Raw genomic sequence first — 19,967 nt, 5'->3', positions numbered from 1 at the left:
GTCAGTGTTGAGGCATTTAGCTCAGCACTGACACCATCATCAACACAGTAAGGCAGTGTCAAAAGCCAAAATAGCAATGCGACAACCAGCAAAGCCAAAATAGCCAAGGAGAGTTACATGGACCGTCAACAAATTGATACTTTAGTGAAGGAAATGAACGTAGACACCGCTACACGCCCTGTCGATCAGCGTGTGCAGCAAATAGTGGTGCGTTTAGTGGCAGATTTATTTCAAGCCATTGAAGATTTAGACATTCAGCCTTCAGAAGTGTGGAAAGGTCTGGAATATATTACCGATGCAGGCAAAGCCAATGAACTTGGTTTACTTGCAGCAGGTTTGGGTTTAGAACATTATCTAGATTTACGTGCCGATGAAGCCGATGCCAAAGCAGGCGTAACAGGCGGTACACCACGTACCATTGAAGGGCCACTTTATGTTGCAGGTGCGCCTGAATCAGTCGGTTTTGCGCGTATGGATGATGGTTCAGAATCAGACCATTTAGATACGTTAATTATTGAAGGTACAGTCACTGACACCAATGGCAATATCATTGAAAATGCCAAAGTCGAAGTTTGGCATGCCAACGGTTTAGGTAACTATTCATTCTTTGATAAATCTCAGTCTGACTTTAACTTACGCCGTACTATTTTCAGTGATGCCAATGGTAAATATGTGGCGCAAACGACCATGCCAGTCGGTTATGGCTGCCCACCAGACGGCACGACTCAAGCTTTATTAAACAAACTAGGTCGTCATGGCAACCGTCCATCTCACGTGCATTACTTCATTTCTGCACCAGGTTACCGCAAACTCACTACGCAATTTAACATTGAAGGTGATCAATACCTGTGGGATGACTTCGCATTTGCGACCCGTGAAGGTCTGGTTGCAACAGCGGTAGATGTGACCGATGCTGCAGAAATTCAGCGCCGTGGTTTAGACAAACCATTTAAGCACATCACCTTTAACTTTGAATTAGTCAAAGACACTGCAAATGCACCATCGACTGAAGTTGAACGTCGTCGTGCAAGTGCTTAATCCCACACCTTAAAACACAAAGTTTTAACACGTTCGCCAATACAGCATCAGCAAGTTCTTTGTTGATGCTGCCCTTAAAAGTTGGCTGTTCGCGCATGAATGATTCAGGCGCAGCAGGCAGACTTCATCAAAACTTCTATTGAATAGGATGTTCTATGAATAACAAAATTTGGGCACTCATGCTTTTGGGTGTCATGGCGACACACGTCAATGCAACAGAAAACGGTTTAGATACATTTGGATTAGGCGCAGAAGGCATTGCAGCAGGGGCTTTACCACCAGCTGGGGTATACTTACTCAACTACTATCAGAACTATCATGCCAGTGAGTTTAAAGACGGCCCAGACAATTTCCATGCCGATGTGAATGTCTATATTCCACGTTTGGTATGGATGACCCCCCAACACATTGCAGGCGGTCAGTTGGGTTTATATGCTGCACAGCCTTTGGTCGATTTGCGTTTAAATGTGATGGGCATGTCAGACTCTAACAGTGGTTTGGGCGATTTGATTATTGGCAGCATGTTGGGTTGGCATAAAGGCAATCATCACAGTGTAGCTGCTTTAGAAGGTGTGCTCGCAACAGGCGATTATGAAGATGCCAATCCACAACGTCCTGTAGTTGCCAACTTAGGTAAGAACTACAACACCATTCGTCCTATCTTTGCGTATTCTTATTTGCAGCCGCAAGGTTGGGAGTTTTCCACCAAAATGTCTTATAGCTTCAACAGTGAAAATGACGACACAAATTATCAGTCGGGGGATTATTTCGCTGGAGATTATGCAATCGGTTATCAATTGAATGATCAAGTCAAATTGGCACTCGAAGGTTATGTATTTAAACAAACCACAGATGATGAAGTGAATGGTGTCAGTATTGGCAATAAAGGACAGGCTCTATCTTTTGGTCCCGCGATTCAATACAAACGTGATAATTGGTCTTTGGAAGCAAAGTTTTTGAAAGAAACCGAAGTGGAACATCGTCCTGAAGGACACTCTTCGACTTTGAAATTGGTTTGGGCTTTTTAAAGCCCGAACCTGATTCTGCAGTGTTGCACATCAAGCTATCTTACAAAACAAAGTCAAGTTGAAAGACTTGGCTTTTTTGCAGCATCATTTTTCAAGATGGCTTGCTTCTAATTACGTGCTTCCATAAGTTGAGTTTGGTGGACTGAATTTTTAATCTCTCACGTGTTGCACTTATGCGCTAAGATTAGGCATAGCAACAGGGTGCGTATTGCGAGCAGGAGAGCCATTTTGAATCAAATAATGGATGCCGATGTAATTATTATTGGTGGCGGACAAGCAGCATTGGCCACGGCTTACTTTTTAAAACGGCAAAAAATCAATTTTCTGATCTTGGATAATCAAACGCAGTCGGGCGGTGCGTGGCAACATGCGTGGGATTCTTTACAGCTGTTCTCTCCAAATACATGGAGTTCTTTGTCCGGCTGGTTAATGCCAAAAACCGAACAGGAATATCCGAAACGATTAGAAGTGATTGACTATTTAACAGCGTATGAAACACGCTATCAATTTCCTGTGCTGCGTCCTGTGCAGGTCGAAAAAGTCCTGAAGGAAGGCAATGATTTAATTGTGTGTTCGGCACAGCAAAGCTGGCGAGCCAAAGCCGCTGTGAGTGCTACTGGAACGTGGAGTCAGCCTTTTATTCCTGCTTATACAGGACGCGAACGCTTTTTAGGCACACAAATTCATTCGGCTCATTACCGCAATGCCAATGCTTTTCAGGGCAAAAGAGTCATGATTGTCGGCGGGGGTAACTCAGGCGCACAAATTTTGGCAGAAGTGTCTAAAGTGGCCGAAACTTTTTGGGTTACACAGCAACCGCCAAGTTTTTTAGCCGATGATGTAGATGGACGGGTTTTATTTTTACGTGCCACGGAGCGCTTAAAAGCCCAGCAGGAAGGTCGCAGTATTGAACAACCGATCGGTGGTTTGGGCGATATTGTGATGATTCCAAGTGTCAAAGAAGCACGGCAACGTGATGTATTACATGGTCTGCCGCCATTTGACTATTTAACCGAACATAGTGCAGTTTGGGCAGATGGGCGCGAACAGGAAATTGATGCCATTATTTGGTGCACAGGTTTTAAGGCAGCATTGTCGCATTTACAAAGTTTGAATGTGGTTAATGCACAAGGCACAGTCGATGTGTTAGAAAATCGAGCGTTACAACAGCAAAATTTATGGTTGGTTGGTTATGGCGATTGGACAGGCGCAGCCTCGGCAACTTTAATTGGTGTTTCCCGAACCGCACGGAATGTGGCAGAGCAAATTGCTGCGTATTTGCAGACAACAGCGTAAAGTCATTAACGTGACAAAAACTGTGTTTAAAAAATGAATCATGCAATTTCAGCCATAAAAAAGCCCTCTGTAGAAGAGGGCAAGAGGGTAACTCAAAAAATTAAAGATGCTCAATCATAATAAGGTGACAGTCAGGACTTACTGTTTTGGTAAATCAAACCAAATGAACTGGCTGTCTTCTTTTGCTTCAATCACAGCATTATCAGCAAATAACAAAGCATCGCCCGCTTTAACTGTTTGCTCGCCAATGGTGATTTCACCACGAATTACATGCACATAGTTTACCGCTTGTGTTGCTGTAACTTCTAAACGATGTCCAGTTTCTAAAACAGCTGCTTTTACTTCTGCCTGTTGACGAATGTGCATTGGGGCATTGTCATTCGGGCCGACAATTAAATGCCACTGGTTGGGTGCTGTATTTGGGTCACGTTGAATTTGCTGATACGTCGGCTCTGCATCGCGTACATTCGGCTGAATCCAAATTTGCAGCATGTGTACTTCTTCATCACCATTGTTAATTTCGCTGTGCTGAACGCCTGTACCTGCGCTCATTAACTGCCATTCACCTGCAGTAATATGGCGTTCATTGCCCATGCTGTCGCGGTGGGAAATCGTACCACTTAATACACAAGTCAAAATTTCCATGTTGTCGTGTGGGTGAGTACCAAAACCATTATGTGCGGCAATACGGTCATCGTTAATGACACGTAAGGCACTAACACCCATATATTTCGGGTTATACCAATTACCAAAAGAGAAACTATGTTTGGTGTCTAACCACCCCATTTTCACATGACCACGATCTTCACTACGGTGTAAATAAGCATTCATGATAATGCTCCTATCATTTTTTTAACTTGAACTCATCTTAATCTTTTCACCGCAGCCGACCTAGAGGCGAACTGCAACATGCCGTTCTAAAATTGCAACATGTGTAGATTTTTTGCAGAACCTAGACATTTTAGAGTTTTATCGCGGCATTAAAAAACCCACGTAAAAACGTGGGTCTTTTGCGGTTTAAAGCGATCACTGATTATTCAAGGAATTTTACAGTCACGCCAGAACGTACTTTACGACCTAAATCGTTTGCATCCCAGTTGGTTAAACGGATACAACCATGCGACGCCGTTTTTGAAATGGTCGATGGGTTTGGTGTGCCGTGAATACCGAATGATTTTTTACTTAAACCAATCCAGATATTCCCCACAGGGCCGTTAGGGCCTGGTGGTAAAGACAGCGGTTTTAAGTTTTTGCCCTGAATAAAGTTACTTGGTGAATAGCTGTACCATGGGTTTGGTGCAACACCTGTCACTTTATAAGTACCTGTTGGCGATGGAGTATCTGCACTGCCAATGGTTGCTGGGAATGAGCCGACCATTTGGTTTTGTTTGTTGAACAAATACAGTTGTTTTGCACCTTTGTGCGCCACAATCAGGTGAATGTCTTCAGGTAAGTCATTGCGAACGTTGGTCACCAATAACTTTTCACCCACTTTATTAAATGTTGCATTCGGATTTAATTTCTTTAAGAAATTTTCATCCATGTGGAATTTTTCACCTAACATTTCACTTACGCGGGTGTAGTACAAGCCTTTCATTTTGGCTTGTTCTGCATAGTCATGCGGAATAGATTTCGCATAAGGACCTTTTAAGTCCGCTTCAGTAACCGTGTATTCTACAAATGCAGGACGTGAACCTTGACGTGCAACCAACGCATCCCAAGTTTCTTTGGTTAAAATACCCGTTGGGCTAATGCCATTCATTTGCTGGAATGATGCAATTGCTTTTAGGGTGTTCTTACCACTAGTGCCATCAATTGCACCTGGAGAAGCATGTGAATTGTTCAGCATCACGTGTGCACGTGCATACACAGGGAACTGACCTTTACCAATATTTTCATACCAAGTGGCATTATTTAAACCATCTAAAGTCCATGAAGCTTTTGGTGCTGCTGTGTTGGATGTAGCAGTTTGGCTTGCAGAGCTTTTTGTTGGTGCAGTGCCTACATCGGCAGTGGTATCTTCAGTTTTGTGTAGATCATCTAAGGTTTTTGAAGCCTTATTTAAATCATTTTGTTCTTGTTGCGTAATAGCAGTGTCTGTTGCATTTAGATTATTTTGTGCAGCCGATGCTTCTGTCGCTAAAGGATCAATCGGATCTTCAATAGCGGTATTGCTAATCACTTGTGGATTTAACGGTTGTTCAGCAGTAGATGCAGCAAAAGTAGTCCCTGCAAAAATGCAACTTAAACTCATTGCGAGTATTGTGCGAACCAACATGTAATTCAACCTTGAGAATTATTCATTTACATAGATAAAAACTAGCCAAGTATTGCAGAAAAACTAAGGAGATGCAGTAGTTGTTTTGTGTAAATATGCAAGATAACCCCAATTTTACAGTGACTTTTGTTTGTGTGATGTATTTCACATAAACGTAAGCTGAATTTGAACACTGAGAATAAGCTAAAAAAGACGAGCAAGAAATGAAGTTATTAAAACTTCAACCTTTTTGATATGATGGCTGCAAGATTGAAAATGAGTTGGGAAAGTAAATGACGACCTTAAAAAATGATCGTTTTCTTCGTGCCTTATTACGTGAGCCAGTAGATTGCACGCCCGTATGGATGATGCGTCAGGCAGGACGTTATTTACCAGAATATCGTGCTACACGTGCGCAGGCAGGAGATTTTCTTTCTCTATGCAAAAATACTGAATTTGCCTGTGAAGTGACTTTACAGCCTTTGCGTCGTTATGAATTAGATGCCGCTATTTTATTTTCAGATATTTTAACTGTACCCGATGCATTAGGCTTAGGTCTGTATTTTGAAGTAGGCGAAGGGCCAAAGTTTCATAAAACGGTGCGTACCGAGCAAGACGTTGCCAATTTACCTAAATTTAATGCCAAGTCAGACTTAGACTATGTCATGAATGCAGTATCGACCATTCGTTCTGCTTTGGGCGGACAAGTGCCTTTAATTGGTTTTTCAGGTAGTCCATGGACTTTGGCAACGTATATGGTTGAAGGTGGTTCAAGCAAAGATTTCCGTTTCACCAAAAACATGATGTACGCACAGCCTGAAGTTTTACATGCACTATTAGACTGTCTGGCCGATGCAGTGACCGAATACTTAAATGCACAAATTGATGCAGGTGCACAGGCAGTACAAATTTTTGACAGTTGGGGCGGTGCATTGGCCCATCGTGAATATCTTGAATTTTCACTCCACTATATGCAGAAAATTGTGTCAGGTCTGCAACGTGAAAAAGATGGACGTAAAATCCCTGTTATTTTATTTACCAAAGGTGGCGGTCAATGGCTGGAGCCAATGATTGCAACAGGTGCAGATGCTTTTGGTCTGGACTGGACAACACCGTTAAATGTCGCACGTCAAACGGTGAGTGGTCGTGCCGCATTGCAAGGTAACTTAGACCCAGCCACTTTGTACGGTTCACCTGAAGCAATTGCCAAAGCAACACGTGCGATGCTAGATGATGCCTATGCCAATGGTGAAAAAACAGGTTATGTAGCCAACTTAGGGCATGGTATTACCCAGTGGGTAGACCCTGAACGTCCTAAAGTATTTATCGACACGGTTCATGAATACAGTGCCAAATATCTATAATCGCACAATGATATAGATGGATCATTTGTAGATGTATCGGTGTAATCTCAGCTTCAGTCAGGTTGTCACATCATGTGGATAACATGGCTAAAGTCAGGAGTTGAGTTTTCGACTAAGGCAGCTTCGGCTGCCTTATTTGGAATTTTATTGCTGATTGCATTTGCCCTGACTGCTTCAATGGGCAGTCAGGAATATTTCGGATTTTTCCGTTACGACTATTTATTATTCTATGCCTTAATTATTCAAGTTTGTCTTTTATATTTAAAACTGGAATCTTGGGCAGAAGCCAAAGTCATCGCTTTGTTTCATATTTTAGCGATGATCATGGAAATTTTTTTAACTCATCCACAAATTGCATCGTGGCAATATCCTCAACCTGCTGTCTTTAAAATTATGACCGTACCGCTTTTTGCAGGCTTTATGTATTCTGCAGTTGGCAGTTTCTTTGCGCGTTCTTTGCGTTTGTATCGGGTATCTTTACGGAATTTGCCGACTTTTAGCAATATGATGGCCTTGGCAGTGTTGTCGTACATCAACTTCATGAGCAAGTTTTTTATCCCCGATATTCGTTATGGCTTGTTTGCGTGGAGCGTTGTGATTTTCTGGAAAACCAAAATTCGTTTTCAATTACAACGGTCTCAATTACAACTGCCAATGTTGCCTGTATTGATGCTTTTGGCTTTTATTATTTGGGTCGCAGAAAACATTAGCACCTTTTATCAAATATGGTTGTATCCAAGTCAGGTCGATGCGTGGCACATGGTCGGCTGGGGCAAACTCGGTTCGTGGTATTTATTGCTGTTACTGAGTCTGGTTCTGGTCATGAAAATTTTGGGTTATCGCGATGCAGAAGGGCAGTGGACACTGAAAACTGAGGATCAACAGCAGCTGTAAATCTAAATGCTATCTTCAACACTAAAATCTATTTTCAAATTTAAGACCAATCTTTAAGCTAAAAACCAATCGACGCTACAAAAATGCACAAAAATAATGCCTGATTTTGTGATAAATGTTTTGCCTTCTGAGTGACATCTCGCTATCTTAAAATAGTGTAATAAAAATTACACATAGCAATAAAGAATAACGATTCGAAGCATAATTTTTCGAATAATAAATCTCTGGAGTAAGGCGATGATTAAAAAATTAGCATTGGCTGCTGTCTTGGCAGTGGGTTCTACAGCAGCATTTGCAGACCGTGATGCAGGTTGTGGTATCGGTTCTCAAGTTTGGGCAGGTCAGTCTGGCAAAGTTGCAAAAATTTTAGCAGCAACTACAAACGGTATTTTTGCAAACCAATTGTTTGGTATCACATTTGGTACTTTAGGTTGTAGCGGTACAGGTACAGTAACTGCACAAGTTGTGACATTTACCAATGAAAATGCTGAAACATTGGCACGCGATATGGCAGTTGGTGAAGGCGAAAGCTTGAACGTATTGGCTGAATTATTAAGCATTAAAGCAGAAGATAAAGCACATTTCTTTGCGGTTTCTAAGCAAAACTTTGCATCTATTTATTCTGCAGAAAACCAGACTTCTTTAGAAGTATTGGCATCTTTACAGAGCGTGATGGCGAATGATGACGTTTTAAAAGCATACGTTTAAGTTTGAATAAAGCCCTGCATTATTCGCAGGGCTTTTTTATAGCACAAGAATACGTTTAAGCCTGAATATGTATATAAAATTTATAAAATGTCCATGAAATCCATTATTTTAAGTAGTTTAGTTTTTTTATCTCCTACGGTTTTTGCGTTATCTCCTGAAATATCTCCAATACAGATTCAGCCACTTACAGCCACTTCTACAGTACAAAATACAAATAAATTAGCAATATCTTCCGCACATTATGTGCAAAAAGCCAAAGACCTACACTTGGCAGAACAGGTGACTTGGCAGCGTTTAATGTATGCGCAGCAAGGCAAAAGTGAAGTGCAATATGCAGGCTATTTTGTGTCGGAACAAGGCGGAAGCAATTTAAACCAAGAGTTACTTCGCAATGTGCAGGCATTATTTGAAACAGCGCCTGCCAATCAATCGGTGCAGTGTAAATTTCCTGCACGTAGCCGCTGGTTAATTGAACAATTACAAATTCCTCAACAAGATTTGGCACAGGTGCAATGTCCTGAATTGGACGAATGGATTGGACAAATTAAACCTTATAAAGCAGTGCTGATTTATGCCACAGACTTTATGGGCAATCCAAGTTCTATGTTTGGGCATACTTTATTGCGCTTAGACCCAAAAGATCAAAAACAACTGAATTTAATTTCTTATGCTGTCAATTATGCAGCAACGGTAACGGGCAGCGAAGGTTGGTCTTATGCATGGAAAGGACTTACAGGGCAATATCCGGGTGAATATTCACTGATGCCGTATTACCGCAAAGTAAAAGAATATGGCGATTTAGAAAGCCGAGATTTGTGGGAATATGAACTGGCACTGAATGAGCAGGAAACCACATTTTTAGTGCAGCACATTTGGGAAATGAAGCATGTGCAATTTCCGTATTATTTTATCAGTGATAATTGTGCCTATCGCTTATTGGGTTTAATGGATTTGGTGCGCCCTGAGCTGAATTTACAGCAGCAGTTTAGAGTCGCATCTATTCCAATTGAAACACTAAAAGCTGTAGAGCAGGAAAATTTAGTGGCAGATGTTGTCTATCGTCCTGCTTTGGAAACTCAGTTATTGGCGCAAGCTAGACAACATGGCACAGCGTTGGCAAAAACTGCCCATCAAGTGGCCGAAGCAGAACCTGAAAATGTGGCGGCAGTTTTGCAAAATCACAGCCAAATCGATCAAGCTAAAATTCTGGAAATGGCTTATGACGATTTGTATCTGAAACTGATTGGACGCAAAATTGAAGCCAAAATTGCACAACCGCGACTGAGACAAATTTTAAGTTTAAGAAGTCAGATCAATTTAGAAAAACAACGTCAGGATGTCGCACGCCCTCAGGTCGATCCTGTGCAGGGGCATCATGCACGAAGCTTTGCTGTGCGTACTGGCGAGGTGCAAGGCGAGCATTTTGTAGAGTTGAGTCATCGACAGGCTTACCATGACTTACTTGATCCGCAAGGTGGTTTTCGTACAGGGACGCAACTCAACTTTTTAGAAGCTTCTGTGCAATATCGTGAAGACCGCTTAAAACTGAATCAGTTAGATTTACTCTCGGTGAACTCTTATAACCCAATGACCGCATTTAAAACACCACTTAGTTGGGGCTTTAATTTGGGTTGGCAGCAAGAAGCCCTGAATTCGCACGGGGCTTTTAGCGAAACGGAACAGCATGGTGTTTTAAGTTTAAAAACACAGTTTGGTTATAGCGTGGCTAATCAAGCGCGTGAACATTTGTGTTATGTGCAAATTCAAAATCATGTGCAAGCGGGTAAGGCTTTAGACAAAGGCTGGCGTGTTGGAATTGGCCCAACACTGGGTTGTCAAAATATCTGGTCAGCACGCATGAATAGTTTGGTTCAGCTTGAATTACCGTATTGGGAAGATCGTCACCAATGGCAATTTAAGCTGAACAGCCAGTTGCAATATGTACTCAACCCGCAGCATGTGTTGCGATTGGGTTGGGAATATCAACAACAGGACAAACAGGACTGGAACAAGACCAGTTTAGGCTATGTGCATTTTTTTTAAAGAGCTGTTGAATTTATACTGAATTGTAAAAAACCAGCTAAACAAGTTGAGTTGCTGGTGAAACCCGTTAAAATTTAGCAGTTTCTTTTGGCTGGGTTGTTGTGGATGTATCAAGAGTGTACGCATGAGCTTGCAGAGCAATGGAAGTCAATTTGCGAGCAATTTAAGCCAGAAGATTTGCAAGCGACATTCCAGTTTATTCAAGCACATGCAGAAGATTTTGTGATCGAGTTCTATCAGCAAATGTTGCTTGAAGAACATGCGACAGAATTTTTGTCTGCAGAGATGGTGAAGAATCGCTTAAAAAACTCTTTATATCAGTGGCTAATTTCCAGTTTTGAAGTTCCGTTTCAACACAATTATAACGAGATTGTAGAAAAGCAATTTAAAGTGGGCGATGTGCATGCACGTGTACAAATTCCATCTTGGCTGATTATTCGTGGTGTGCGCGTTATTATAAAAAAGGCTTTTGAGTTTTTTGCAACAGAAGCCAATAGCAACTTAAATCAGTTTAATTATTTAAGCCAAATTTTATGCTTTGCCACAGAAATTATGTGCCGATCTTATGAAATGAAGGTCGAAGTACATAATGATATGAAACATACCTATCGCTTATTTTCTGCCATGCAAGATGTTGCCGTGCACAAAGATCGACAACGCGGAACTTTGCTGGATTGGGAAAATGAACTGATGTTTCAGGTGGTGTCCGATCACACCAAAATGACGCAACCGATTTTATCTAAAACAGAATTTGGTTTATGGTTTATTCATAAAGCGGCTTATGCATTTTCAAGTTCGGAACAAGTACAAACTATTACTGAATTTATTTATCAGGTGGATGAATTAATTCAGAAAATTGGTCAATGTGAAAGTCAGGCACAGGCAATTGAAATGATTCAATCCATTCGTGCCAAGAATCGTGAAATTTTGCATTTAGTCGATCAAATTTTTCAGGTGTCTGAATATATCAATTCAGGCAATGATGCCTTAACTCAACTGCTCAACCGCCGTTATTTAAATACCATCGTGTCCCGTGAAATTAATTTTTCACGAAAAAATAATTCGCCTTTAACATTGTTGGCGATAGATGCCGATCATTTTAAATCAATCAATGACCGTTATGGACATGCAGCAGGAGATGATGCATTACAGTTTTTAGCTGATGTGATTTTGCAATATGCAAAAGGCAGTGACTATGCCTTCCGAATTGGCGGCGAAGAATTTTTACTGTTACAGATTGATACCACCATTGATCGTGCCTTGGTAGTCGCTGAAAATATTCGTAAACGTGTCGAAAAAGCCACATTAAAAACATCAACAGGTGAAGAATTTAACTTTACCATTAGTATAGGTGTGCATGAATATGATGGGCATCCAGACTATCAACGTTTTTTTGAAGAAGTGGATAAAGCCTTGTATATGGCAAAAAATAATGGACGCAACAATGTGTCTGTAGGTTGAATCTGAAGATGTATCAAGCTAATTTTTTAATCTAAAACCCAAAAATCCCGAACATAAATTTCGGGATTTTTTATTTGATTGAGGAACTTAGCCACAATTTAAAAACTCTCAGGCACCGCACTTAAAAATTCACGACGGGCTTCTTTATCTGTTTTAAAGTCACCTACAAAAGATACGGTACGTGTGGTCGATTCCTGTTTGCCTACACCGCGCATCATCATGCACATATGGGCTGAATCAATCACCACAGCAACACCGCGTGCTTTGGTCACTTCAGCCACAGCTTCCGCAATTTGCTGAGTCAGATTTTCCTGAATTTGCAAACGACGTGCAAACATTTCGGTAATACGGGCAAATTTAGACAAGCCTAAAACATTACCTTCAGGTAAATAGGCGATATGCACGCGACCATAAAATGGCAATAAATGATGTTCACACAGTGAGTAGAACTCAATATTTTTCACCAAGACCATTTCACGGTTGTCGGATGGAAATACGGCATTATTGGTCACTTCGGCTAAGGTTTGGCTATAGCCCGAAGTTAAATACGAAAAAGCTTTAGCAGCACGCATCGGCGTATCTTTTAGACCTGGACGATTAAGATCTTCACCAACGGCGGTTAGGATGTTTGCGTAGGATTGCTGCATAGACATAAGACGTGTTCACTTACACTGATATTGAACAAGGTCGGCATTGTAACAGAAAACTATTGCAATGCCTTGTTTAAAAGATGAAACCGATTACTGTTTAAACTTTGGGTTCTTTTCGCTGCGTTTAAGCAACACTAAAACTGCACCAGTGCCACCTTGTTTTTCAGGCGCACTCACAAAAGCCAAAACATCACGATGCTGACGCAGCCAGCCATTTACATAAGTTTTTAAAATGGCTTCAGGGCCTTTGCCATGCACAATTTTAATCACGTTCTGGTTTTCATCTTTAGCCATTTGAATGATTTGCAAAACGGCTACCCGCGCTTCTTCTACCGTACAACCGTGCAAATCAACAGCTTCAAACCAGCGTAAGTTGCCTGCTTTTAAATCTTCAAAGACTTTATGTTGCAAAGTTGCAATGCGATAGCTCAGCGAAGCTTGGCTGCCCACAGGGTTAAGCATGGCTTGCGTATCGGACAGCAAGGTATCATCGGTTTCCATAGGGCCTATGGCTGCTGCACGTTTGGCCAGCGTTTGGGCATCTGGTTTTTTCTTGGCAGTGTGTTCGATTTTTGCAATATTGCCTGCGTCCATTTTTTGAACGCCTTGCATTTGCTGACGAAACAATGCGAGATCATCTTCCTGTTGTTGCTCAGGCGTCTGAACTTTGGGTTCAGACGGCTTGGCAATGCTTGAAGTATGAGGCTGAGTGATTTGCTTTTTAAAAGATTTTAGTAAATTGTACTGTTCTTTAGAAAGCGAAGAATCATGTTTACTCATGGTATTTCAAATTGGATTATAGATTTTCAGGCTGACCAAACAGTGCCGTAAAGGCATGGTCAGGACGTGCTTGTTTCATAAAACTTTCACCGACCAAGAAACTGTGAATCTCATGGTCTTGCATCATGCGGACATCTTCTGGTGTGGCGATACCACTTTCAGTGACCAATAAACGCGCAGGCGGCAACAAGTTTTTTAAACGCAATGAGGTGTTTAAATCGACTTCAAAGGTTTTTAAATTTCGGTTATTGACCCCTAAAATACAACGCTCTGAAAGATTCAAAGCACGTTCCAATTCATTTTCATCATGCACTTCAACCAACACATCTAAGTGATGTTCAAAAGCCGTTTCCGACATTTCTTCCAACTGTTGGTCAGATAAGCAAGATACAATCAATAACACACAGTCTGCATGTAAGGCACGTGCTTCCACCACACCATACGGATCAATCAAGAAATCTTTACGCAGAGCAGGCAAGTTACAGTGTGAACGGGCAATCTGAATATTTTCATCTGCACCCTGAAAGAAATCGACATCAGTCAGCACAGATAAACAGGCTGCGCCTGCGGCTTCATATTGCTGTGCAATTTCGGCAGGGTCAAAGTTTTCACGAATAATGCCTTTAGATGGTGATGCTTTTTTAATTTCCGCAATCACCGCTGGGCGTTTGTTATGCAAGGCTTGTGCAAAGCCACGTGCAGGTGTTGCTGCACGTGCCAATTGTTCTAGGTCTGCATAACTGCGTTGTTTTAAACGCTCGGCAAACTCTTCTTTTTTACGTTCTACAATTTTACCTAAAATGGTATTGCTAATATCCACCATGATGCACCTTCCTGATTTGCTTTATGCTTCGTACTGTTTGAGCGTTTTGGTAAATTCAGACAACACGCCCATTTTTTCCAAAGCTTGTCCACCATAAATAATGTCATGTGCCAAAGCGACACCTTGTTTGTAGCTTGTAGTTAGACCCGAAACATAGATACCCGCACCCGCATTGAGTGCAATCATATTGGCCGCTTTTTCGCCTTTGTCTGATTTGTTTTTGCCTAAAGCATCTTTAATCAAACTCAAGCTTTCAGCAGAGTTTTCTACAATCAGTCCTGTTAAAGTTTGAGATTCAATTCCCACGCTTTCAGGGGTAAGTTCCCATTCGGTAATTTCACCATCTTTGAGTTCTGCAACATAAGTGCTCGAAGCAAGGCTAATTTCATCTAAACCATCTTTAGAATGCACCACCATGACATGCTCAGCACCGAGCTGTTTCATCACTTCTGCAATCGGGCGGCATAATTCATTGCTAAACACCCCAATGACAAAACGCTTTACACCCGCAGGGTTAGTCAATGGCCCAAGCAAGTTGAAAATACTGCGAATACCCAACTCTTTACGCGGGGTAACCGCATATTTCATGGCTTTGTGATGATTCGGTGCAAACAAGAAACCTACGCCCATTTCACGAATACAGCGTTCAGTTTGTTGCATGTTTAAGTCAAGATTAATGCCTGCTTGCTCAAGTAAGTCAGATGAGCCTGATTTGGTTGAAACCCCACGGTTACCGTGTTTGGCAATGGTTGCACCTGCAGCTGCAATGACAAAGGAAGAGGCGGTAGATACGTTAAATAGGTTTTGACCATCGCCACCTGTGCCGACAATATCCACGAGGTAAGGAATATCGCTGACATCAATTTTGATGGCAAATTCACGCATTACACGTGCAGCAGCAGTAATTTCATCAATGCTTTCGCCTTTTAAGCGTAAGCCCATCATCAATGCACCAATTTGAGCGTCTGTTGCTTCGCCCGACATAATCGCGCGCATCACATCTTCCATTTGAGGCTGAGTCAGGTGAATTTGTTTTGTAATATGGTTGAGTGCTTGTTGAATATTCATGTGATTTGACTCGCTCATTATGCGTAAATTTCCAAAAAGTTTTTAAAGATTTGATGACCGTGTTGGCTCAGGATCGATTCGGGGTGAAATTGCACGCCTTCAACAGGCAAAGTTTTGTGCTTCACGCCCATAATTTCTTCCATCGAACCATCTGCTTCTTTGGTCCAGCATGTCACTTCCAGACAATCTGGCAAGGTTGCTTGATCAATCACCAAAGAGTGGTAACGGGTTGCAGAAAATGGTGAAGGCAGATTGCTAAAAATACCTGTGTTGCTGTGGTACATATCCGATAAACGACCATGCATCACGGTTTTAGCGCGCACAATGTTTCCACCAAAGGCTTGTCCGATACTTTGGTGTCCTAAACACACGCCCAGTAACGGAATTTTGCCTGCGAAATGCTGAATGGCAGGAATAGAAATCCCTGCTTCAGATGGAGAACAAGGGCCTGGGCCAATCACCAAATACTTGGGTTGCCATCGCTCAATATCTTCTAATGTCACGGCATCATTACGAACGACTTTTACTTCCTGATTTAACTCGCCAAAATACTGGACGATGTTGTAGGTAAAAGAGTCATAATTATCGATCATTAAAAGCATGAGCTAACCTATTGAAAATTGAACACTTTAAGTGCTAAAGAGTCTGAGATAATTTGCTTTATTCCTGCGCCTATAATGAGAAAGGACTTTATTTTTCTTGTCGAAAAGAAGGTGGAATAAGGAAGCGCTTATCATCATAGCAAAAAATAAGCATTTTCTGCGGACTATTTATATGATAATCCCTGTTAAAGCTTATCAGCGCATTCACCAGTTCATAGATTTTCAAAGCTTATTACACATTGTTCAAGTTTGATCTGAAAGAAATGAACACATGATCAAACAGGGTCATTCAGCAGTCATATTTTAGCTTCACACTTATAGATAACGTAAAAAATGCGCTAAAAAGTAGCATCATGGCGCATGTTATTAGCGGTTCACGTCAGGTAGTTTGAGTGCAGCGTTTCGATAGAAAATACAAATCTGCAGTATAGATATTTTCAATCAGCTTGATCGAAAATAATACAGGTTTAGGATTTTTAAACGATCTTATTATTTTTGCTCAATAAAAAATAAAGTGTTGTTTAAGATTGGTCGGATAATTTGAATTGCTCAATACAACCATGGCACAGCAAAATGCTTGCATAGATACTGTTTGAGCTATTTTTTGATCTACAATTCAACAGAAATAAAACATAAATGCACTAAAATGGTGCTATGTTTTGCAGTTTTAAATCAAATCAAATGAACAGTGTTTGAATATGGTGCAAATCGTATTTCTGACAGTATAATAGAGACAAAGTAATTTTTTTAAATGATGTATTCTCATACGGAATTCATGGTTTTAGCTTTGCTTTTAAAAGTTGGTACGCTAATTGCTTAATAACTGCCAACTACTAACACGCACTTTCGGGTGCAACAAAAAACATCGGAGCAAAATGAGCATGGCGAACAAGGTCCTTCAACTCATCCAAGAAAGTGGTGCAAAATGGGTCGATTTCCGCTTTACAGATACTAAGGGTAAAGAGCAGCACGTAACTTATCCTGCAGACAGTATCGATGAAGATACCTTTGAAGACGGTAAAATGTTTGATGGTTCTTCAATTGAAGGCTGGAAAGGAATCGAAGCATCAGACATGATCTTACGCCCAGATGCCAACACAGGTTTTATTGACCCGTTCTTTGCAGAACCAACAGTGGTTGTAACGTGTGATGTTATCGAACCATCGACAGGTCAAGGCTATGATCGCGATCCACGCTCTATTGCTCGCCGTGCTGAAGAATATTTAAAATCGACAGGTATTGGTGATACTGCTTTCTTTGGTCCAGAACCAGAATTCTTCGTATTTGACGAAGTAAAATGGGACATCGATATGTCTGGCGCGCGCCACACATTAATCGCTGAAGAAGCTGCATGGTCTACAGGTAAAGACTACGAAGCTGGTAACTCAGGTCACCGTCCACGTGTGAAAGGCGGTTATTTCCCAGTACCACCAGTAGATTCTTCTCAAGATATGCGTGCAGATATGTGTGCAAAAATTGAAGAAATCATGGGGCCTGGTCGTGTAGAAGTACATCACCATGAAGTTGCATCTTGCCAGTTAGAAATTGGTGTGAGCTTCAATACTATGGTGCGTAAGGCTGACGAAGTGCAACAGTTCAAATATGCAGTTTGGAACGTTGCGCATCAATATGCAAAAACTGCAACCTTTATGCCTAAACCAATGGTAGGCGATAACGGTTCAGGTATGCACGTACACATGTCTATCTCTAAAGATGGCAAAAACTTATTCGCAGGCGATGAATACGCAGGTTTGTCAGAAATGGCGTTGTACTTCATTGGCGGTATTATCAAACATGCCCGCTCTTTGAACGCGTTGACTAACCCATCGACCAACTCATATAAGCGTTTAGTACCGCACTTTGAAGCACCAATTATGTTGGCTTACTCAGCGCGTAACCGTTCTGCATCTATTCGTATTCCTTACGTGTCTAGCCCGAAAGGCAAACGTATTGAAGCGCGTTTCCCTGATCCAATGATGAACCCGTACTTAGGTTTTGCGGCATTGTTGATGGCGGGTCTTGACGGTATTCAAAACAAGATTCACCCAGGTGAAGCTGCAGATAAAAACTTGTATGACCTTCCGCCTGAAGAAGAAGCAAAAATCCCAACTGTGGCACACAACCTAGAAATGGCGCTTGATGCTTTGAAAGAAGATCACGACTATTTATTAAAAGGTGGTGTATTCACCAAAGACATGCTTGATGCTTATATCGAATTGAAAACTGAAGATGTACGTCGTTTGAACACGACGACTCACCCAGTTGAATTTGATATGTACTACAGCTTGTAATACATCAAAAATCTTAAATTTGAAAAACCCGCTTCGGCGGGTTTTTTGTTTTAGATGGTGCAATCATGGTTTTGAATTGGCATGGATTTTATCAAAATATAAGAATTCGCTTAATTTTTTTGGATAATTGCAGGGAATTGCGCCATCGGTCACAAAACTTTGCCTAAATTTGGGCTACACTAGGCTATCTTGTTAAGGTGGCGGAACATGCGAACACAGCCTATTTTTCCCAAGCAGGCAAATCTGCCTTCTGAATTAAAAACATGGCTATATGCAGCAGGTTCTTTGACCCAACAACTGACTCAGCTCGCAGGCGGACAATTTAAAGTTGAACCACTGCAGCAATCTTTTCAGCGTTTAAATTTACAAGATGCCCAGTGGATGCAAATGCCACATTGGCACACTTCATGGGTGCGTGAAAGCTATTTATATGGGTGTGATGAACAGCCATGGGTCAAAGCCAAAAGTATTTTTCCGATTCTAAGTTTGCAAAGCAAAGCCCGTTTATTTCAGCATATTGGCAATAAACCCATTGGCTGGTTTTTATTTCAGCGTACCAATCCGTTGTGTCAAAGGCGTGTGGTTTTGCTCGATGAAGGCTGGACACGACAGAGTTGCTATACTTGGCATGGCTGTAAATTTATTGTGCAAGAAACTTTTTTACCGCGTTTTGAGCAATTTATTCAACAACATTAAGATACGAGATTGGTATGGCATTGGCACAGCAGATCACGTGGCGTGAGCGTTTAGAAGCATATTATTATTTGTGTCGTTTCGATAAACCGATTGGCACAGAACTGGTGTTTTGGCCAACCATGTGGGCCTTGTGGATTGCTAATCAGGGCATGCCGTCTATCGGGATATTAATCCCTATGATTCTGGGCACAATTTTTATGCGCGCTGCAGGCTGTGCCATTAATGACTTTGCTGACCGTAAGGTGGATGGTCATGTGGAGCGTACCAAAACACGTCCTTTAGCCACGGGTGTGATTAGTGCCAAAGAAGCCATTTATGTATTCTTGGGTTTGGTTGCACTTAGCGCAGCCATGTTGTTGTTCTTACCGATTGAAACTTTTTATTGGTCATTTGGGGCATTATTTTTAGCGTTTATTTATCCGTTTATGAAACGCTACACTCATTTGCCGCAAGTGTTCTTGGGAGCTGCATTTTCATGGTCTATCCCGATGGCTTATACCGCTGTAGGTGCAACGCCTGATCTTACTTGTTGGTTATTGTATTTTGGCAATTTGGCGTGGACTGTGGCTTATGACACCCAATATGCAATTACTGACCGTGAATATGATTTGAAAATTGGGGTGAAATCTACCGCAATTTTATTTGGTCGCTATGACATTCAGATTATTTCATTGTTGCAAGCGGGCAGTGTACTTTTGATTGGTACGGCATTGTGGTTAGAAAATTTACTGATTCCGTTTGGTTTAGCGGCATTACTGGTTGTGGTTGCAGACTTTATATACCAATGGAGTAAAACCAAAGATAAAGACCCGCAACGCTGTTTTTGGGCATTTCGTCATAACCGTTGGGTAGGGCTGATTATTTTTGTGGGAATTGTATTGGCTTTAATGTAAATATTTCTGTGCGATAAAAAACTGAGCAAAGCATCTGATGGTAGTTTGGTCAGGTGCTTTTTTATTCGATCGCTG

18 protein-coding genes are annotated in these 19,967 nt (G+C 41.4%); 11 read left to right on the top strand and 7 right to left on the bottom strand.

Annotated features, from left to right (window positions below):
• The first annotated feature begins 117 nt into the window (after window positions 1–117).
• The 3 genes from catA (at window position 118) to FTU70_RS01495 (ending at window position 3,362) form a co-directional block, all read left to right on the top strand.
• Window positions 118–1,038, top strand: a complete 921-nt coding sequence (catA, locus tag FTU70_RS01505) for a catechol 1,2-dioxygenase (protein ID WP_004971957.1) — start codon at window positions 118–120, stop codon at window positions 1,036–1,038.
• Between the two features lie 155 nt (window positions 1,039–1,193).
• Window positions 1,194–2,066, top strand: a complete 873-nt coding sequence (locus FTU70_RS01500) for a transporter (RefSeq protein WP_004971953.1) — start codon at window positions 1,194–1,196, stop codon at window positions 2,064–2,066.
• Between the two features lie 240 nt (window positions 2,067–2,306).
• Window positions 2,307–3,362: an ArsO family NAD(P)H-dependent flavin-containing monooxygenase gene (locus tag FTU70_RS01495; protein ID WP_373424807.1), complete on the top strand. Its 1,056-nt coding sequence runs from the start codon at window positions 2,307–2,309 to the stop codon at window positions 3,360–3,362.
• Between the two features lie 138 nt (window positions 3,363–3,500).
• Here the strand turns inward: FTU70_RS01495 and FTU70_RS01490 are convergent, their stop codons facing one another.
• Together FTU70_RS01490 and FTU70_RS01485 are read right to left on the bottom strand one after the other, a co-directional pair.
• Complete coding sequence (locus tag FTU70_RS01490) at window positions 3,501–4,193, bottom strand: pirin family protein (protein ID WP_004971950.1); 693 nt, start codon at window positions 4,191–4,193, stop codon at window positions 3,501–3,503.
• A 202-nt stretch (window positions 4,194–4,395) separates the two neighbouring features.
• A complete protein-coding gene (locus FTU70_RS01485; protein WP_004971948.1) occupies window positions 4,396–5,640 on the bottom strand; it encodes a L,D-transpeptidase family protein in 1,245 nt (414 codons plus the stop codon).
• A gap of 272 nt (window positions 5,641–5,912) precedes the next feature.
• Here FTU70_RS01485 and hemE point away from each other — a divergent pair, with 272 nt between their 5' ends.
• The 5 genes from hemE to FTU70_RS01460 all read left to right on the top strand — a co-directional run bounded on the left by hemE (window position 5,913) and on the right by FTU70_RS01460 (window position 12,089).
• Window positions 5,913–6,983, top strand: coding sequence for a uroporphyrinogen decarboxylase (hemE, locus tag FTU70_RS01480; protein WP_104853196.1), 1,071 nt, complete (start codon window positions 5,913–5,915; stop codon window positions 6,981–6,983).
• 72 nt (window positions 6,984–7,055) lie between these two features.
• Window positions 7,056–7,877: a DUF817 family protein gene (locus tag FTU70_RS01475; protein ID WP_154320930.1), complete on the top strand. Its 822-nt coding sequence runs from the start codon at window positions 7,056–7,058 to the stop codon at window positions 7,875–7,877.
• Window positions 7,878–8,114: 237 nt separating this feature from the next.
• Window positions 8,115–8,585, top strand: coding sequence for a DUF3015 family protein (locus FTU70_RS01470; protein ID WP_104853198.1), 471 nt, complete (start codon window positions 8,115–8,117; stop codon window positions 8,583–8,585).
• A gap of 93 nt (window positions 8,586–8,678) precedes the next feature.
• On the top strand, window positions 8,679–10,628 hold the full coding sequence (locus FTU70_RS01465) for a DUF4105 domain-containing protein (RefSeq protein ID WP_179990135.1): 1,950 nt from the start codon (window positions 8,679–8,681) through the stop codon (window positions 10,626–10,628).
• A 105-nt stretch (window positions 10,629–10,733) separates the two neighbouring features.
• Window positions 10,734–12,089 (top strand): diguanylate cyclase, encoded by a 1,356-nt coding sequence (locus FTU70_RS01460; RefSeq protein WP_104853199.1) that lies wholly within the window; start codon window positions 10,734–10,736, stop codon window positions 12,087–12,089.
• Between the two features lie 98 nt (window positions 12,090–12,187).
• Here FTU70_RS01460 and folE read toward each other — a convergent pair whose 3' ends face one another.
• The 5 genes from folE to FTU70_RS01435 all read right to left on the bottom strand — a co-directional run bounded on the left by folE (window position 12,188) and on the right by FTU70_RS01435 (window position 16,012).
• Window positions 12,188–12,736, bottom strand: coding sequence for a GTP cyclohydrolase I FolE (gene folE, locus FTU70_RS01455; RefSeq protein WP_171062567.1), 549 nt, complete (start codon window positions 12,734–12,736; stop codon window positions 12,188–12,190).
• A gap of 93 nt (window positions 12,737–12,829) precedes the next feature.
• Window positions 12,830–13,519 carry a Smr/MutS family protein gene (locus FTU70_RS01450; protein WP_104853200.1) on the bottom strand — a complete coding sequence of 230 codons (690 nt, stop codon included), beginning with the start codon at window positions 13,517–13,519 and terminating at the stop codon, window positions 12,830–12,832.
• Window positions 13,520–13,535: 16 nt separating this feature from the next.
• Window positions 13,536–14,342: an indole-3-glycerol phosphate synthase TrpC gene (trpC, locus tag FTU70_RS01445; RefSeq protein WP_104853201.1), complete on the bottom strand. Its 807-nt coding sequence runs from the start codon at window positions 14,340–14,342 to the stop codon at window positions 13,536–13,538.
• Between the two features lie 21 nt (window positions 14,343–14,363).
• Window positions 14,364–15,410: an anthranilate phosphoribosyltransferase gene (gene trpD, locus FTU70_RS01440; protein WP_004971918.1), complete on the bottom strand. Its 1,047-nt coding sequence runs from the start codon at window positions 15,408–15,410 to the stop codon at window positions 14,364–14,366.
• Window positions 15,411–15,427: 17 nt separating this feature from the next.
• Window positions 15,428–16,012, bottom strand: coding sequence for an aminodeoxychorismate/anthranilate synthase component II (locus FTU70_RS01435; RefSeq protein ID WP_004971915.1), 585 nt, complete (start codon window positions 16,010–16,012; stop codon window positions 15,428–15,430).
• Window positions 16,013–16,887: 875 nt separating this feature from the next.
• On the opposite strand from FTU70_RS01435, the gene glnA reads away from it, so the two are divergent.
• From glnA to ubiA, 3 genes are all read left to right on the top strand, one after another.
• Window positions 16,888–18,303, top strand: a complete 1,416-nt coding sequence (gene glnA, locus FTU70_RS01430; RefSeq protein ID WP_171287402.1) for a type I glutamate--ammonia ligase — start codon at window positions 16,888–16,890, stop codon at window positions 18,301–18,303.
• Between the two features lie 207 nt (window positions 18,304–18,510).
• Window positions 18,511–18,999, top strand: a complete 489-nt coding sequence (locus FTU70_RS01425; RefSeq protein WP_004971911.1) for a chorismate lyase — start codon at window positions 18,511–18,513, stop codon at window positions 18,997–18,999.
• A gap of 14 nt (window positions 19,000–19,013) precedes the next feature.
• Window positions 19,014–19,892, top strand: a complete 879-nt coding sequence (ubiA, locus tag FTU70_RS01420) for a 4-hydroxybenzoate octaprenyltransferase (RefSeq protein ID WP_178318581.1) — start codon at window positions 19,014–19,016, stop codon at window positions 19,890–19,892.
• The last annotated feature ends 75 nt before the right edge of the window (window positions 19,893–19,967 follow it).

Origin of the sequence: Acinetobacter sp. YH12135 (genome assembly GCF_013418565.1) — a bacterium.
GTDB classification, from domain to species: domain Bacteria; phylum Pseudomonadota; class Gammaproteobacteria; order Pseudomonadales; family Moraxellaceae; genus Acinetobacter; species Acinetobacter towneri.
This window is presented reverse-complemented; position numbering and strand designations above follow the sequence as displayed.

Coding starts and splice junctions, on each gene's coding strand:
- hemE (WP_104853196.1), top strand. CDS start 5,913: ATGACGACCTTAAAAAATGATCGTTTTCTTCGTGCCTTATTACGTGAG.
- FTU70_RS01495 (WP_373424807.1), top strand. CDS start 2,307: ATGGATGCCGATGTAATTATTATTGGTGGCGGACAAGCAGCATTGGCC.
- folE (WP_171062567.1), bottom strand. CDS start 12,736: ATGCAGCAATCCTACGCAAACATCCTAACCGCCGTTGGTGAAGATCTT.
- FTU70_RS01450 (WP_104853200.1), bottom strand. CDS start 13,519: ATGAGTAAACATGATTCTTCGCTTTCTAAAGAACAGTACAATTTACTA.
- glnA (WP_171287402.1), top strand. CDS start 16,888: ATGAGCATGGCGAACAAGGTCCTTCAACTCATCCAAGAAAGTGGTGCA.
- FTU70_RS01485 (WP_004971948.1), bottom strand. CDS start 5,640: ATGTTGGTTCGCACAATACTCGCAATGAGTTTAAGTTGCATTTTTGCA.
- FTU70_RS01465 (WP_179990135.1), top strand. CDS start 8,679: ATGAAATCCATTATTTTAAGTAGTTTAGTTTTTTTATCTCCTACGGTT.
- FTU70_RS01460 (WP_104853199.1), top strand. CDS start 10,734: ATGTATCAAGAGTGTACGCATGAGCTTGCAGAGCAATGGAAGTCAATT.
- catA (WP_004971957.1), top strand. CDS start 118: ATGGACCGTCAACAAATTGATACTTTAGTGAAGGAAATGAACGTAGAC.
- FTU70_RS01500 (WP_004971953.1), top strand. CDS start 1,194: ATGAATAACAAAATTTGGGCACTCATGCTTTTGGGTGTCATGGCGACA.
- FTU70_RS01475 (WP_154320930.1), top strand. CDS start 7,056: ATGTGGATAACATGGCTAAAGTCAGGAGTTGAGTTTTCGACTAAGGCA.
- trpD (WP_004971918.1), bottom strand. CDS start 15,410: ATGAATATTCAACAAGCACTCAACCATATTACAAAACAAATTCACCTG.
- FTU70_RS01425 (WP_004971911.1), top strand. CDS start 18,511: ATGCGAACACAGCCTATTTTTCCCAAGCAGGCAAATCTGCCTTCTGAA.
- FTU70_RS01490 (WP_004971950.1), bottom strand. CDS start 4,193: ATGAATGCTTATTTACACCGTAGTGAAGATCGTGGTCATGTGAAAATG.
- FTU70_RS01435 (WP_004971915.1), bottom strand. CDS start 16,012: ATGCTTTTAATGATCGATAATTATGACTCTTTTACCTACAACATCGTC.
- ubiA (WP_178318581.1), top strand. CDS start 19,014: ATGGCATTGGCACAGCAGATCACGTGGCGTGAGCGTTTAGAAGCATAT.
- FTU70_RS01470 (WP_104853198.1), top strand. CDS start 8,115: ATGATTAAAAAATTAGCATTGGCTGCTGTCTTGGCAGTGGGTTCTACA.
- trpC (WP_104853201.1), bottom strand. CDS start 14,342: ATGGTGGATATTAGCAATACCATTTTAGGTAAAATTGTAGAACGTAAA.